The sequence below is a fragment of the Mucilaginibacter terrigena genome, assembly GCF_004168255.1.
GTDB classification, from domain to species: Bacteria; Bacteroidota; Bacteroidia; order Sphingobacteriales; family Sphingobacteriaceae; genus Mucilaginibacter; species Mucilaginibacter terrigena.
Map to the genome: position 1 here is coordinate 64,368 of NZ_SEWG01000001.1, position 15,113 is coordinate 79,480.

Annotated in this window: 20 protein-coding genes and 1 tRNA gene; 5 read left to right on the forward strand and 16 right to left on the reverse strand. The window is 43.7% G+C overall.

Features of this window, described 5'->3' with window-relative positions; genetic code table 11:
* Positions 1-3: 3 nt before the first annotated feature.
* From EWM62_RS00300 to EWM62_RS00315, 4 genes are all read right to left on the reverse strand, one after another.
* Complete coding sequence (locus EWM62_RS00300; protein ID WP_129874647.1) at positions 4-555, reverse strand: hypothetical protein; 552 nt, start codon at positions 553-555, stop codon at positions 4-6.
* Positions 556-639: 84 nt separating this feature from the next.
* Positions 640-1,080 carry a DoxX family protein gene (locus EWM62_RS00305; protein ID WP_129874648.1) on the reverse strand — a complete coding sequence of 147 codons (441 nt, stop codon included), beginning with the start codon at positions 1,078-1,080 and terminating at the stop codon, positions 640-642.
* Positions 1,081-1,088: 8 nt separating this feature from the next.
* Complete coding sequence (locus tag EWM62_RS00310; protein WP_129874649.1) at positions 1,089-1,448, reverse strand: SnoaL-like domain-containing protein; 360 nt, start codon at positions 1,446-1,448, stop codon at positions 1,089-1,091.
* Complete coding sequence (locus tag EWM62_RS00315; RefSeq protein ID WP_129874650.1) at positions 1,429-2,025, reverse strand: flavodoxin family protein; 597 nt, start codon at positions 2,023-2,025, stop codon at positions 1,429-1,431. Before EWM62_RS00315 ends, EWM62_RS00310 begins: the two co-directional genes overlap by 20 nt.
* A gap of 114 nt (positions 2,026-2,139) precedes the next feature.
* Here EWM62_RS00315 and EWM62_RS00320 point away from each other — a divergent pair, with 114 nt between their 5' ends.
* Positions 2,140-2,739, forward strand: coding sequence for a Crp/Fnr family transcriptional regulator (locus EWM62_RS00320; RefSeq protein ID WP_162499754.1), 600 nt, complete (start codon positions 2,140-2,142; stop codon positions 2,737-2,739).
* Positions 2,740-3,379: 640 nt separating this feature from the next.
* Positions 3,380-4,246: a helix-turn-helix domain-containing protein gene (locus EWM62_RS00325; protein WP_129874652.1), complete on the forward strand. Its 867-nt coding sequence runs from the start codon at positions 3,380-3,382 to the stop codon at positions 4,244-4,246.
* A gap of 53 nt (positions 4,247-4,299) precedes the next feature.
* Here EWM62_RS00325 and EWM62_RS00330 read toward each other — a convergent pair whose 3' ends face one another.
* Positions 4,300-4,983, reverse strand: a complete 684-nt coding sequence (locus tag EWM62_RS00330) for a DUF4386 domain-containing protein (protein WP_203234949.1) — start codon at positions 4,981-4,983, stop codon at positions 4,300-4,302.
* Positions 4,984-4,992: 9 nt separating this feature from the next.
* Entirely contained in the window at positions 4,993-5,685 is a 693-nt protein-coding gene (locus EWM62_RS00335) for a porin family protein (protein ID WP_129874654.1), read from the reverse strand.
* Between the two features lie 238 nt (positions 5,686-5,923).
* On the opposite strand from EWM62_RS00335, the gene EWM62_RS00340 reads away from it, so the two are divergent.
* Positions 5,924-6,139, forward strand: a complete 216-nt coding sequence (locus tag EWM62_RS00340) for a hypothetical protein (protein WP_203234950.1) — start codon at positions 5,924-5,926, stop codon at positions 6,137-6,139.
* Positions 6,140-6,203: 64 nt separating this feature from the next.
* Here the strand turns inward: EWM62_RS00340 and EWM62_RS00345 are convergent, their stop codons facing one another.
* The 10 genes from EWM62_RS00345 to EWM62_RS00385 all read right to left on the reverse strand — a co-directional run bounded on the left by EWM62_RS00345 (position 6,204) and on the right by EWM62_RS00385 (position 13,498).
* On the reverse strand, positions 6,204-6,800 hold the full coding sequence (locus tag EWM62_RS00345; protein ID WP_129874656.1) for a short chain dehydrogenase: 597 nt from the start codon (positions 6,798-6,800) through the stop codon (positions 6,204-6,206).
* A 22-nt stretch (positions 6,801-6,822) separates the two neighbouring features.
* On the reverse strand, positions 6,823-7,440 hold the full coding sequence (locus tag EWM62_RS00350; RefSeq protein ID WP_129874657.1) for a class I SAM-dependent methyltransferase: 618 nt from the start codon (positions 7,438-7,440) through the stop codon (positions 6,823-6,825).
* Positions 7,441-7,449: 9 nt separating this feature from the next.
* Positions 7,450-8,358 carry an NAD(P)/FAD-dependent oxidoreductase gene (locus tag EWM62_RS00355; RefSeq protein ID WP_129874658.1) on the reverse strand — a complete coding sequence of 303 codons (909 nt, stop codon included), beginning with the start codon at positions 8,356-8,358 and terminating at the stop codon, positions 7,450-7,452.
* A 451-nt stretch (positions 8,359-8,809) separates the two neighbouring features.
* Positions 8,810-8,894: transfer RNA gene (locus EWM62_RS19190), tRNA-Ser, on the reverse strand.
* Positions 8,895-8,981: 87 nt separating this feature from the next.
* A complete protein-coding gene (locus EWM62_RS00360; protein WP_129874659.1) occupies positions 8,982-9,962 on the reverse strand; it encodes a YihY/virulence factor BrkB family protein in 981 nt (326 codons plus the stop codon).
* A gap of 11 nt (positions 9,963-9,973) precedes the next feature.
* Positions 9,974-10,381 (reverse strand): acyl-CoA thioesterase, encoded by a 408-nt coding sequence (locus EWM62_RS00365; RefSeq protein WP_129874660.1) that lies wholly within the window; start codon positions 10,379-10,381, stop codon positions 9,974-9,976.
* The gene (gene mltG / locus EWM62_RS00370) at positions 10,381-11,400 is read right to left on the reverse strand and encodes an endolytic transglycosylase MltG (protein WP_129874661.1); all 1,020 of its coding nucleotides are present in this window, start codon (positions 11,398-11,400) and stop codon (positions 10,381-10,383) included. The genes EWM62_RS00365 and mltG overlap by 1 nt, the downstream gene beginning before the upstream one ends.
* Before the next feature lie 7 nt (positions 11,401-11,407).
* Positions 11,408-11,731 carry a rhodanese-like domain-containing protein gene (locus EWM62_RS00375; RefSeq protein WP_238989244.1) on the reverse strand — a complete coding sequence of 108 codons (324 nt, stop codon included), beginning with the start codon at positions 11,729-11,731 and terminating at the stop codon, positions 11,408-11,410.
* A complete protein-coding gene (locus EWM62_RS00380) occupies positions 11,712-12,506 on the reverse strand; it encodes a PASTA domain-containing protein (RefSeq protein ID WP_129874662.1) in 795 nt (264 codons plus the stop codon). Before EWM62_RS00380 ends, EWM62_RS00375 begins: the two co-directional genes overlap by 20 nt.
* A 95-nt stretch (positions 12,507-12,601) precedes the next feature.
* The gene (locus tag EWM62_RS00385; RefSeq protein ID WP_129874663.1) at positions 12,602-13,498 is read right to left on the reverse strand and encodes a helix-turn-helix domain-containing protein; all 897 of its coding nucleotides are present in this window, start codon (positions 13,496-13,498) and stop codon (positions 12,602-12,604) included.
* A 173-nt stretch (positions 13,499-13,671) separates the two neighbouring features.
* On the opposite strand from EWM62_RS00385, the gene EWM62_RS00390 reads away from it, so the two are divergent.
* Positions 13,672-14,655 (forward strand): aldo/keto reductase, encoded by a 984-nt coding sequence (locus EWM62_RS00390; RefSeq protein WP_129874664.1) that lies wholly within the window; start codon positions 13,672-13,674, stop codon positions 14,653-14,655.
* Positions 14,656-14,757: 102 nt separating this feature from the next.
* On the forward strand, positions 14,758-15,066 hold the full coding sequence (locus EWM62_RS00395; RefSeq protein ID WP_238989245.1) for a cupin domain-containing protein: 309 nt from the start codon (positions 14,758-14,760) through the stop codon (positions 15,064-15,066).
* Positions 15,067-15,113: the final 47 nt, after the last annotated feature.

Below are 15,113 nucleotides of genomic sequence, written 5' to 3' on the forward strand. Positions count from 1 at the left end.
GTTCTATTTTTTTGTAAATGTTAATTCCGGGCCGGGCTGGAAATAGATCTTACCCTGCGCATTTGTACCATAAGGCACGTTCTCCCATACGTAATCGCCGTTGGGGTATATCTTAGCAGCATCAAGATCATGCAGGAAAACACCATCTTCATAGTTTTTTCCGCGGATAAAGTGGATAATGATGGTCATCCGTTCGCTGTTCAGTTTTTGAATCTCATAAGCTACGTCCGAATCTATATGCACGCTTTTTGAACCGCCATTGCTGTACCTGATATCATAGCGGTAAATAAAAATGCCGGTCCCCTTTTTATCAAGCCGCATGTGTGCGCCCACCACAAGGTTCGAATAATAGCCGCCGTATTGGTCGCTATACCCACCGCTGGAGACCTGCGACCAAGCGAACTCACCAACGAAAGGTTCAGGCACCTCGGTATGTGGAACGTTGCCGGCGTCTACCGGTCCATTATTTGTTTTGTTGTCCTTTTTACAGCCTGCAGCATGCATGAGCATCAGGCATAGGCTTAATATTAAGCCTGTTTTTCTAAGTGCTTTCATTTATAGAAATTAATTTTAGGTGATCAATGCCTGGCTGGAACTCGTATGGCAGGCTAGGTGCACGCAACTTTAGGTTGGATGGGTTTACTTACTTAACGTGCTGTCAACTGACCATTTGCCGCCACCTGAAATCAGCAGTGATAAGGTACCTGCGACGTACAAGATAAAATACTCATAACCTTCCCCCTTTTGCCTGCCGAACCAGTTCATCCAAAAGCCGTTTTGAAGATGTGAACTGAAAACGATTCCCAGCATCAAAATGGTCAGCGCGATACTTACCGGACGCGTAACGTAACCGACCAGCAGCGCGATCGCTCCAAAAAACTCCAGCATGATGACCAGAAACCCAATGATCCAGGGAAGGCCCATGGTGTGGGTAAAAAAGCCCATTGTTCCGGTGAATCCAAAGCCGCCAAAGAGACCAAAGAGTTTCTGAGCACCATGCGGTAGCAGAACGATGGCGAATAATACACGTAGTATGAATGGTGCGTAACTGTTATTTGTGTTGTAGATCAAGTTTTTCATGGTGATTATTAGTTTGCGTAAATAAATTGTTCGTTGATGATCTGTCCGTCTTGCCATTGTTGCACGGATATCTGGGTATAATTGCGTACACCCCATTCTTTATGGGTATAATCGTATTTCCACATTACGAATGAAACGCCATCGCCTACACCAAGTGCTTTAACTTTAGCACCCCGGAACTCGGTCACGTTACTCAAAAATTCTACTTCACGCGCACGGTTCGCTGCTTTTGATACTGTCGGCGCAAGGTTGTTTTCCTGCATGGAAACATTTTCGTGATAATACGTCTCAAAAGCTTCCATTAGTTTTCCCTGAAGCACCAGTTCATTTAAACTGTTCAAGGCTTCTTCAATTGATCGTCTGTTCATTTTCTGATTGTTTTATGATGTTCTTAAAATTGACTTGTAAAATGCGGTCGGCAAAGAGTTCCAGGGTCAGCAGATCGCCCGGGTGGAATTCCCTAACCTCGGTTTGAGTATTGTCTGATTGGATCATCAACCCCTGGTAGCTGGCCAAACGGTTTTGACCATCGGTCTGCTCATCAGCACAAAAACGTGGCAGTACACCAAGGTTGATCCAGTGCATGCTGTGCTGCGCAGCAAAAACGGCTATGGTTTGGAGGGTGTTCTGTTTATCGCCACCGAGGGTTGAAGAAACTGTAAAGGCGGCGGCAAATTTGTCTTTCCAAAGCTGCCTGTACCAAAATCCGCCTGTTCTTTCCATGAATGTTTTGAAACCGGCCGATACGGTACCGAAATAGGTAGGACAGCCAAATATGATGGTATCACAAGTATGCAGGGTGCCCCACGCTTTGTCAGCCGCATCACTGTCGACCAGATGCACTTCGGCATCTGCTGCGCGAAATCGTTCTGCTATCAGTTCTGCCGCCTTTCGGGTGTGGCCGTAACCACTATGGAACACGATAGCTATTTTTATCTTTTGCATTGTTGTATTTTTATAATACAAAATTGCTCAGGATCAGAAGACTGACCGAATACATAGGTTATGAAATTTCGTTAACCTATGTTAATTTTGAAGCGTTCAAACAGCGTAAGATCAATGCAGGAAAAATATATAAAACCTCTTTTAAACCATTTTGAAAGCCGGGGGGCGGTGCTCTCGGATACACATAATGAAATCATTGGTGCGGCTTTCCAGTACCGAAAGCTCAGGAAGAACCAATATATTCTTCAGGCGGGTGACGTTGCGCGCTATGAGACTTATGTTTTGAAAGGGTTATTGCGCACTTATCTTGTAGACGAAAAGGGACAGGAACATATTATGAAATTCAGCATTGAAGATTGGTGGGCCGGGGATCTTTACAGCTATTATACCAACAAGCCGACCAGCTATAATATCGATTGCCTGGAAGAGACCGAGGTGTTGCAGATTGCCCGTGAAGATCTGGAAAAGCTGCAAACCGAGATCCCGGGATTGAATCATTATTACCAGTTGCTCTATCGCAACTCCGTAATAGCTTTTAATAAGCGGGTCGCGGCATCATTGTGCAATACGGCCACTGAGCGGTATATCGAATTCATTGAGCGATATCCGGAAATTGATCAACGCGTTCCAAATCACCAGATCGCGTCATATTTAGGCATCGCACCGGCAAGTCTCAGCCGGATCAGGGGGCAGTACTTCAGGTCAGGAAGATAATGAACCTTAGTTATAGGATTTATCGATTGTACTGAAATATTTGACATCTGGGGATCTGCCTCAATCAGGCAATCAATCTTGCCACAGTAAAGGTTAACGTTTTGTACCCATATCCAATGGCTTGGATGATGCAATTATGGCAGATCTGCCAAATGCGGTCATTGATGCAGCAATGGGACTTGAATTTTAGGCGGTAATCCGGCAGGGTGACACGGTGTCGATCCCGGCGCGACATGTTTCTAAAGTAGGGTCGCTGCGCAAATCGCAAAGCACTACTGCTCAGAAAAGGTGATTGTTACTGGCGGATACCCGTTGCAAAAATCATTTTCTTAGCAAGAAATATCTCTCCGGAAGAAACACCTATTTCGAATCCGATGTTGACCTTTGTCGCTTTAATTGAGACGCCGTTCAAAAAATTTACGGATTACAATCGAACACTTAACCTTATTTTTGACGTTTTTGGATAATTTAAAATTGAAATAAAAATGAGTATTATGTTGTTTCTGACTTTAAACTCAAGCATGAAATTTTATAAATGGAGGAAGGTGCGGTTAAGCTGAAGGGGTGTTTGCTAATCTCAGCAGGTTTTTTGTAGCTTTATCCTACCCAAAATTTTGAAGCCATAACCCCGATCATTGCAATGCAGAAAATTCCAATCAGACAACTTTCTCAATCACAAAAGGTTCATCCCATTGCAGAACAGTTTAAGATTCGTCGTATAGAAGACATCATCGGAGAAAAAGATCTTGTTCATAACCTGCATCGTCACGACTTCTTTTTTATACTTTCCTTAAAGAATGGCCAGGGCAAACACGAAGTTGATTTTGTATCTCATACGGTTCTGGATCACTCTATATTCTTTTTGCGCCCGGGACAAGTACATCAATTGTTACTTAAAGCTGGCAGCACCGGATACTTGCTTGAATTTAATCACAAATTTTATAACCCCAGAGAAACTACTGCAAATCAAAGACTAAGGAAAGCGAGTAACAAAAATTTCTGCGAATTTGAAACTGGAAGGTTTAATAAGCTACAAGCCGCATTGGAATCTATGTTACAGGAATATACTGCAAGAGAAGAAGGTTATCAGGACATGATCCGATCCAACCTTGATATTTTTTGTATTGAGTATTCCAGGCAAAGTCCCGGTCCCAACAGTGCCTCATCGGTTGCTTCCAGTTATACTCAGGAACGTCTTGAGAAGTTTCTGGAACTGCTGAACAAACACATGGCGAAATTTAAGCAAGTATCGGACTATGTAGATCTGATGAACCTTTCGCCTTATCAGTTAAATGAAATCACCAAGTCCTCCATTGGCAAAACACCTTCAGAGCTCATCAATGAAAACATTATTCTTGAAGCTAAACGATATCTTCTTGCTACTCCTAATCAGATAAAGGAGATTGCTGAGTCGCTGGGTTATGAAGATGTTTCTTACTTCATTCGCTTCTTTAAAAAGCACACCGGTTATTCACCTGATCTTTTTCGGCATAGCTTCAGACCATGATTTATTAATGACAGGGCGTATAGCCATCACACCCTTAATTCTTCTTATTTCCATTAGGAATAAACCTCCTCCGATCTGTTGCTGAACCCTTTAACGGTCAGATAAATTCCTAACGTTAATTCAAATAAGGCCACCAATACAGCAGAAAGCCCTGCCCAGGCAGAATCGCGGCTAATATGGCCAAACATGATCGCTAAATATCCTGCTAACAGGGGAAGTACGCCCATTATTCCAATTACTGGTATTGCGCGCGGTACTAAGCGGGACTGATATAAAAGATAGCCCAGGAGTGCGTCATTTACAGCAGGCATAAAACTTTGACCGAGTAAAAACACACGATCATAAAGTGTGACTAACATGCGGATAATAACCTGTGCGGCCGGTTCTGCACCTTGCTGATGCAGGCCTACGGCAGCCAAAATAAATGCCACTCCAATAAAGATGGTACCGGCTTCCAGTACACGGGATGCCACCAATGCTAAGGCGAGGCTTTCATTTTGCTTTTTAAGCAGGGGATAAAGCGTAATAGCAGAACCAATGCAACCAAGTGCTACGATAATTTCCAGCAGACCTCCTATAATAGCTGGCGTATCACTACTGGAATTCAAACCGTAATCGGGCTGATGTAAAGCCTTGTAAAGTGAAATTGTGGGGACGGATACAAAAGTAAGCAGGTAAAGCACCCCCGCCGTTGCTGCGGTTTTGCGCGGGATTCTTGAATAGTTTAAAGTTTTCATAGCGCTCATTTATTTTTTTGCCAATGGATTTTTCTTCCAGGCTTTTGAAAAATGAACGCTGATCATAATGGCCCTGTTGTAAAGTTGGTTAGTTGCAGCAATATCGGTTAGACCATACCCGTATCTGATGTCCAATTCGATCCTTCTTTGCTTTACCGGAAATTCCACTCCTCCGCCAAATTGTACACCAGCATCAAAGCGATTAAATCCGTTTGCGGAACTATTAAACACCAGGCCGGATGACTGGCCGTTCATTTCTGTTGTTCCGCTGAAATTATAGGCTATGGATGGACCGGCATTAATGTGGAATTTCCCCAAATTATAACGGGCAAGCAACGGTAACTCCAGCGCGTTCAAGCGAATGGCTGATTCGGCACCGGTCAATGGATTACCGTTTTTCAGGTTGCCGCCTTTACGGATATAGTAAAATTCAGAAACAAGCGAGAATGATGGAGTAATACCTGCCTGGAAGGAAATGCCGGCCTGAAGTCCATTGGCCGATTTCTTATAGTTTGAAACAGCGTCGTTCTGGTTACCGTAATTGAGGTTATTACTGACAATATTGATCACAATGTCGAAATAGGTTTTTACTGGTTTAACCTCTTTAATTTTTTGGACGATAGTGGTGTCGGTTGATTGGGCAAAAGCCTGGGCGTTTAGGAAAAGTAGTCCTGAAACAAGTGTTACAAATAATTTTTTCATGATTGTTTTTGATTGATTTAATTGTACCACAAAAGTATTTTCAGCCGCAAGGCCCGGATAGGACAATTGCAAAGTTGAATTGGATGTTGCTTAAATTGTAAGTTGCTTTATAATAGTCAATTAAGTGTTTTAATTTTTAAGTATTGTCCTGTAATACTATGGTGCTATCCTACCGTCAGGATGGCAGTCCAGATAGCTTTGTTGTTATTAACAAAGCATTAAAAAAATGAAAGCAAAAATGAAATTGATCGCGGCCCTAAAGATCTGGGTCGTGATCTACCCGTCGATAACACTATTCAATTTCCTTTTTGGGGAACGCCTGGCCGATTTTCAGTTATATCAGCGTACCCTGATACTAACCATGTCGTTAGTACCCTGGATGATATTTGTGGCAATCCCGTTCCTCGACCTACTGATCAAAAAATTAACTAAAAAATCTGCCGGAGGTGGTTGAGTTTTATATAAGAAAAGGGCTATTCAATTTATGAATAGCCCTTTTCTTATCAAGTGGTATATCCTTACCAGGTTTTGATGATCTGCCCGGTATGCGCACCGAATATGCTTTTACGGAATGCATACTCCAGTTCTTTCATGGTCGTGGGTATTTCGCCCGGGAAATAAGGAAAGTACTGCGGCGAGTTTTCGATAACGGTTGGGCTTACCGCATTGATGCGAATCCCGTTTTCCAACTCAATTGCGGCCCCGCGTACAAAACCCTCCACGGCACCATTCGCCGCAGAGGCATTGGCAAAGTTTCTCTGTGGTTCTTCAGTTAAAGCACCAGTGATCAATGTAAAAGATCCTTTAGAATTAATATAATGCTGGCCGATCAGCACCAGGTTGATCTGGCCCATCATTTTACCTTCTACACCGTTCCGGAAATTTTTGTCGTCCAGCTTTTTCCATGTGCCGACAAAAGTCGGTCCGGCCGTCGAGATCAAGGCATCGAATTCGCCTACCTGCTTAAACATATTTTCGATAGAAGCAGTTGAGGTAATATCGGCCTGAATATCGCCGCCACTGCTGGCGACGCGGATAATTTCATGTTCTTTTTCTAACGCACTTACCAAGTGCTGTCCCATGGTGCCTGTCGCACCTACGATGATGATTTTCATTTTGACTTATATGTATATTAATTTATTGCTGTTTTTTCCGTCCTACGTACCGCAGTACGGCTCCCGATCCCTGGTGATATTTTCCTTCATCAAGAACAATATCTTTTTCTTCCAGCAACAGGATGTCATGATCCGGAAATCCAACCGTTAGTTCCTCGGTTGAGTAGAGCATACCTAATTCCTTCGGTCCGCCCACATTTGGATTAACCTCATTGTAGCTGATATGCTCTTTTCGGAATGCTTCCAGGATCAAAATACCACCCGGTTTGAGATACCAGTTCAGTTTCTGATGTATTGCCGCTTTATTGCTGGCAGCAAAATGTGCGTAGATCAAAGCAATAGCATCAAAAGACGCCGGCTTAAATGGGATATTTTCAATATCTCCGACCAGATAGGCAAGCTTTACGTTTGCGTTTTCTGCAAGTTTTAACGCTTTTATTCTTCCTTCAGCACTCAAGTCAACTGAAGTCACCTGCCAGCCCAAGTGGGCAGCAAACACTCCGTTACGACCTTCGCCATCAGCAGGTAGTAAGATGGAGCCAGACTTAAATTGAGGAAGCTGCTCTTCCAGAAATCGATTTGGCGCTATCCCATAGGCATAGCCCGTATGACGATATCGGTCATCCCAAAATTCTTTCATGATCTGCTATTAAAATTGTTCTGTAATTAACTGACGGCTTACCGTCATTCCTGCTGTGGTTCCGGTACTAACTGCGTTTGCTACCGTGCGGGTTCTGGTTACATTGTCGCCACTTGCGAAAACGCCCGGTATATTTGTTGCCTGTGAAGCATCCACCTTGATGTAACCTTCTTCAGTTAGTGCACATCCTAAAAATTCGGGAAGCGAACTTACTTGTCTGAATGGTGCCCGTATATAGGCAGCGGTTAAGGGCGCTTTACTATTGTCTGAAAAAACGATATTTTGGATATAGCCATTGGTATGCTCCAGTTTTAAAATCGGTTTTTCAAAGATTTTGATATTGCGGGCGGTTAATTTCTCAGATTGTTCCTTCGTAAATATTGCAGGACCGTTAGTAAATATATAGAGAGCATTTGTCCAGTTTGAGATGAGGGAAACCAGTTCATACGCTTGTTCGCCATTACCAATTATTCCGGTTTTTTCATTTCTAACTTCATAACCATGACAGAACGGACAATGCAGTACCGATATGCCCCAGCATTCTGAAAGGCCCTCAATGTCGGGTAACATGTCGCGGATACCCGTTGCAAAAATCAATTTTTTAGCAAGAAATACCTCTCCGGTAGAAACATCTATTTCGAACCCGATGTCGACCTTTGTCGCTTTAATTGCGGCGCCGTTCCAGAAGTTTACGCTGCTGTATTTTTCGACCTGCTCCCTGCCCAATTTTGCAATATCTGCCGGAGTCTCACCATCGCGGGTAAGGAAGTTATGTGAGTGCGGTGTCTGGGCGTTACACGGTTTGCCGCTATCAATGATAAGCACTTTACATAAAGCTCTCCCCAGGGCCATTCCTGCTGCCAGCCCTGAATAACTACCTCCGATAATTATTGCGTCAAATTGTTTTTGAGTTTTCATCCTTTTTGTTTTGTTGTAACAAAATTAGTCTCGCCGGGAAGGGCCGAATAGGACGGAAAAAAGGTTGAATAGGACTTCTGCTGAATCTTTATGATGACTTGCCGGATTCGCGGCGTCGCCAATTGGCTTTAAACCCCCTAAGTAATTCAACGATATGCTTGTGAAGTTGCTGATATAAATATCACAGGAACAATAAAACGTTCGGTTGCGTACAGTTAATCCGCTGGTATCTCTATAGTTCTGCTTTCGACTTGTTTTTTAATACCAAACTAAGCACAGCGAACCTTATTAAGGGTATTGCTATCTTGAAAATGGAATGATATAAAGGATTCGAACACTAATAAAATGATTATCAGTGCTTTATGATAGGTGTGGAATTAAAAAGCCTCATAAGAGAATGATTTTAACTATTTGAAAATCAATCTTATATGAGGCTTTTAATTTTAATCTGCGGAGAGCTAGGGATTCGAACCCCAGGACCTGTTACAGTCAACAGTTTTCAAGACTGCCGCAATCGACCACTCTGCCAGCTCTCCGGGGACAAAAGTACAAATCCGGGCTGAATTGCCAAACTCGATATTCACTTTTTTTAAACTAATTATAATGGGTTGATTGTCATTGCCTTAATGGGCAGTATCGTCTGTTTTTTTGGTCCTGAAGGTGTTGAAGCGGGGTTTTGCTATGCGTATGGTGCGCTTGGAAAGGTCTACACTGGCGTTTAATTCAAACCCAATGAGCAGTATCATCGAGTTTAGATACATATACACCATTACTACGATGAGTGTACCAATGGTGCCGTAAACCGTGTTATATGATGAAAAATTGTTGGTATAGTAGGTGAACCCTACAGATGTTAATATGGCTAATGATGTAGCCAGGATAGAACCGGGGTTAATAAACTTCCATTTGCGCTTGTTTGAGGGCCCGTAGCGGTACAGTATGCATATGCTGGAAAAGAATATCACCAATATTACCAGCCAGCGTGAGAAGGCTATTAACCATGCCCAGAATTGTGCGTTGCTGTCGAATTTTGTTTGGATAAAATTTATCACATACTGCCCGGCTATCATAATGGTTATGGCCACCAGTAAGGCCACACTTATCACCACTGTAAGAATAAGGGCTATCAGCCGCCTTTTTAGCCAGGTGCGCGTTTCCAGTATCAGCGACGATTTATTGAAGGCCTGCATTAAATTACTTACGCCGTTTGTAGCAAAATATAGCGCTGTTAAAAACCCTATCGACAGCAATTGCCCGTTTTGCCTGGAAATAATATCTTCTATGGTGCTTTTAAAAACATTATAGGCATTAGTTGGCATTATCATAGCAAAAAGGTCCAGCAGGTCTTTCTGAAAACCATTGATAGGGATGTAAGCAATCAGCGTAAATAAAAATATAATAGCCGGGAAAAGCGCCAGCATAAAGTTATATGCCAAAGCAGCAGCCCGGTTAGCCAGCGAAGTTTTATAGATCTCCTCGATAAAAAATACAACAACCGTATACAGGGGCAGGGGCCTAAACCCGGGGATGTAAACAGTTTTAGCCCAGTCGGTAAGGTATTGGTAAAATTTAAAGTGCAGTAAAAATCTGTGCGCCCATCTCATTACGGCTAAAATTACTCAAAAAAAGGCTTTAATTTTTCTATAAAATCAGATGGCGGCAAACAAGGGCGGTTAGTTTTCATGTTAATGAAAGCCAGCAGGGTTTCGCCAATGTGTATCAGTTCGCCCTTTTCGTTGAACAGGTCGTACCTGAAATGGATCTTTACACCGGGCATTTTATCCATTATTACATTAATGGTTATTTCCTCGTCGTAGCGGGCGGGTTTAAGGTACTTGCATTTTAGTTCCAGCACGGGCATCATAATACCCGATGCTTCCATTCCGCTGTAAGTTAAGCCCAGGCTGCGCAGCATTTCTACACGGCCCACCTCAAAAAACCCGGCGTAGTTGCCGTAATACATATAACCCATCTGGTCGGTTTCGCCGTAGCGCACCCTCAGTTTTGTAGCGTGCTGAAACATTAGCGTTTGATATTCCTGTCGTTAAGCGCTTGTTGAAACGCTTTGGCGTTAATTCTATGCTCAGCCTCGTTAGTAGCAAAGGCGTGGTTGCCGCTAAAATCTGCCTTGGCACACATGTACAGGTAATCGGTTTTTTTATAATCCAGTACCGCTTTAATGGCGTTTACCGATGGCATCATGATTGGGCCGGGGGGCAAACCTTTATACATGTAAGTATTATACGGCGAAGTACTAAGTAAATCGCGATTTAGCACACGCTTAATGGTAAAATCATTCACCGCGAAAATGACAGTAGGGTCGGACTGCAGCTTCATACCTTTATTAATGCGGTTAAGGTAAAGGCCGGCAATGGTTGGCATTTCATCATCGTGCAAAGCCTCGGCGTCAACAATCGATGCCAAAACAGATACTTCCTGCTGTGTCAACTTCAAGTCGGCTGCCTTTTGCCTGCGCTCCGGTGTCCAAAATTTTTCGTAATTGGCATACATCTTTTTAAAGAAGTTTTCGGCCGATGTATTCCAGTACACCTGGTAGGAGTTAGGGATAAAAACCGTGTAAATATTATCGGTAGTAAAGCCATGCTGCTCTGCAAACTTCGCCGAATCCAACAGCCTTAAAATAGTAACAGAATCAGGTTCGATCTTTTTAGATACAAAGCCCGCGAATTGATCTTTTAGCCTGATGTTATGAAAAGCAAGGGTCACGGGCTCCTGGTTGCCGGCCTTAAGCATATTTATAAAACTGCGATTGCTCATGCCCGGCTTTAAACGGTATTTGCCTGGCTTAACCTTCAAAAATTTCATGCTGTGTGCCGATTGCAAAAAGGACGTAGTATCCTTTACAATACCTTGTTCGCGTATGGTTTTAAAAACGTCGTCGAGGTTCGATCCGGTTTTAATATACAGGTATTCCTGCTTATCGGTAACGTTAGGGCCAAAAAAGCGGAGATAGTAAAATACGCCGGTACCGGCCAGTGATAATACGATGATGACCACCAGCGCTATCCAAAATTTTTTCATGCTATGTTTAGGTAGATGTGTTGTTAATATTTAGTTTTTGCAGTGCTTTAAGTCCTCCTTTTAAATTCAGCACGTTTTCAAAGCCGCTTTCAATTAAAATAGCGTGTGCTGTTTCGCTCCTGATACCTGCACTGCAAATAACGATTATCTCGTTGGTTTTGTTGTAAATGACGTTGTTAATGTTTTGTTTTAGTTTACCTACCGGGATGTTTTGCCCGCCCATATTAAAGGTACGGTATTCAATAACTTCCCTAACATCAAGCAGGTTTAGCGTTTCGCCGTTTTGTATGCGCTGCAGTAATTTAGCCGCATCAATTTGTTGGGACATCATTTGCTTTACCTTGCCCTACGGTTAAATTTATACGCGTGCCTATACTGGTTTTACTTGCCGAATCGGCCCGCATAGGCGACTGCGATACCACCACCACGTTGGCAGAGTCGCTTATCGAACCTTGGTAGGTAATTGTACCAATGGTTAGGCCTGCGCCCTTTATGGCAAATTTAGCGGCATCAAGGTCAAGGTTCACCAATTCGGGGATATCTACCTCGCTTGCGCCGGCGCCGTTACCCAGCACAAGGTCAAGCTTTGATCCTTTTGGTATTTTGGTGCCAGGTTTTATAACCAGTCCGCCAAAACGCACTTCCAGAACGCGGTCGCGCGCAATGTCCGACCGGTAGCTGGTGTCACCAACCTTAAGGCCGTAGTTTGATAGTGTAGCCACGGCCTCGCGGTAAATACTTTGCTCGGTTATCAGGTCGGGCAGCGATACGTTGGGCGCCAGTTGGGTAACCATGGTAAGGTAAATGGTACGGTTCTCTTTTACGTTGGTGCCGGCATCGGGGTCTTGCTCTACAATGGTGCCGGGGGCCTGGTCTGGCACGTAAACCGAATCTATCTTATAGTTAAAGCCCTGCTCTTTAAGCCGTTCCATAGCTTTATCAACATTAAGGCCTTTAAGCGCCGGTACCGGGATGCCCTGCCCGTGGCGGGTGTACGAGCTAAGGCTGAAAAAGGCTATCAAAACTATGGTGATAACCGTGGCTATAACCAATAAAACAGTGTTACGGAATTGCCTGGTTTTTAAATAAGCCCAAAAATTACTCATGCGTTTCTGTAGGGAATTTAACTTCAAACATAGGGATTTGATTTCGGATTTCGAATTTTCAATTTCTGATTTGGGGGATATTAGTGCGGCTACAATCAATTCATCGACCTGTACTCCATCGGCGAATGCCCCACTTTTTGTTTAAATAACCGCGCAAAGTGCTGCGGGTATTTAAAGCCCAGTTCGTAGGCTATCTGGCTTACATTTTTATCCATGTCAAAGATCCGTTCCTTGGCAACATCTATCAATTTAAATTGGATGTATTCGGATGCTGTTTTGCCGGTTTCTTTTTTTACCAGGTCGCCAAAATAGTTAGCCGATAGGTTTAGTTCATTGGCACAGTAAGCTACCGAAGGCAGGCCGAGTGTTTGGGGCCTGTCTGATACCAGGTAGTCATTTAATAGTTTCTCAAACCGCTCGATAACACCCTGGTAAACGTGGTCGCGGGTGATGAACTGCCTGTCGTAAAAACGTACGCAGTAATCAAGGAACAGCCCTATGTTTGATACGATTAGCCTTTTGCTATGTTTATCAACAGATTGTTCCAGTTCATAATTTATTTTAGCGAAGCAATCTAAAATGATGCTTTTCTCTTTTTCCGACAAATGCAGCGCTTCGTTAGATTGATAGCCAAAAAAGTTATAGTCGTTCATGTGCTTACCCAGCGGGGTGCCGTGTATCAGGTCCGGGTGAAATGCAAGCGCATAGCCTTTAGGCTGGTAATATTCGCCATTGCTGTTAACTCCGGCTACCTGGCCCGGTGCCATAAATACCAATGTGCCTTCCTGGTAATCGTAAGTATTACGGCCGTAAACAAGGTCGCCGCATACCACGTCCTTCAAAAAAACGACATAAAAACCAAAATACATTTGCGAGCCCTGCCTCGGGTCGGCCTTTGATAGGTCGACCACCGTTACCAATGGGTGCTTGGTTGGGTTGTTGTTAAACGCATTGTATTCGCTGATGGTAGTAAAACGGCGCATGGTATCCATAACAGTTCTTTTTTATTCGAATTTACGCTAATAATCTATGGATAGGTGCCAATCAACCTCAAATCAGTAATAATGGTATAAACATCAGTAATTGGTATCCTGTTTAACCCAATAAAAGGACTGACTTTTGTACTGTTGATATAAGTTTTAATTAACGGGGTAAAAATAAACAAATGGAAAAGAGACAATTAGGAAAAAGCGGGTTAGAAGTATCGGCACTTGGCCTGGGTTGCATGGGCCTTAGTTATGGCTATGGGCCGGCAACCGATAAAGCCAACGCGATAAAATTACTGCATGCTGCGGTAGATAACGGCGTTACCTTTTTTGATAGTGCCGAAGCATACGGCCCGTTTGATAACGAAGAATTATTAGGCGAAGCCTTAGCCCCATACCGCAATAAAATAGTTATTGCTACCAAATTCGGTTTTAAGGAAGGGAAGCCTGCATTAGGTGTTGATAGCTGCCCGGAAACGATCAGGGCGGTAACCGAGGCATCGTTAAAGCGTTTAAAAACAGATGTGATAGACTTGCTTTACCAGCACCGTGTTGACCCTAAAGTGCCGATGGAGGATGTTGCCGGTACAGTTAAGGATTTGATACAGGAAGGAAAAGTTAAATATTTCGGCCTTTCGGAAGCCGGCGCAGCATCTATTCGCAAAGCGCATGCGGTGCAGCCCGTGGCGGCACTGCAAAGCGAATACTCGTTATGGTGGCGCGAACCTGAGCAGGATATATTACCAACACTGGAAGAATTGGGTATTGGCTTTGTGCCGTTCAGCCCGCTTGGTAAAGGCTTTTTAACAGGGGCTATCAACGAGAACACCACATTTGATAAAACCGATTTCCGTAATACCGTTCCTCGTTTTTCGGAAGAGAACCGTAAGGCCAACCAGGCGTTGGTTGACTTATTGGGAAATATCGCTAAAGATAAAAACGCGAGCCCCGCGCAAATTGCATTGGCATGGCTGCTTGCACAAAAACCATGGATAGTGCCTATCCCGGGCACAACAAAACTGTACCGCCTGGAAGAGAATTTGGGCGCTGCGCACATTACCCTGTCGGCTGATGATTTGCAAGAGATCAGCGATGCGCTATCTAATATACAAGTGCAGGGTAACAGGTATTCTGAACAAGCACAAAAAATGGTAAACCGTTAATTAATATATCATGAAAAAATTACTGTATGTATTCATCTTAGCAGGAGCCTTAGCATCAACTCGGGCTGCAGCCCAAACCACATCAATTTCCCTAAAGGCGAGTTGTCAAAAACCGATAACCATACCGGCGATGTTTGGCTTACCGAATTGAACAAAGCTGATACCGTTATCGACGTTGCATTAGCTACTGCCACCTTTGCGCCCGGCGCAAAGCTCGACTGGCACATCCATCCGGCAGGGCAGATACTAATTATAACTGATGGTACCGGCTATTCCCAGGAGAAGGGTAAAGCCATCCGGGTAGTACATAAAGGTGATGTAATAAAATGTGTGCCGGGGGTAGCGCACTGGCATGGCGCATCTCCAAAATCTGCTTTACCTACATTGCCGCAAGCACAAAGGGCGCGGTAAACAAAACCCAATGGCTGCAGCGCGTAACCGATGCCGAATATAACAGC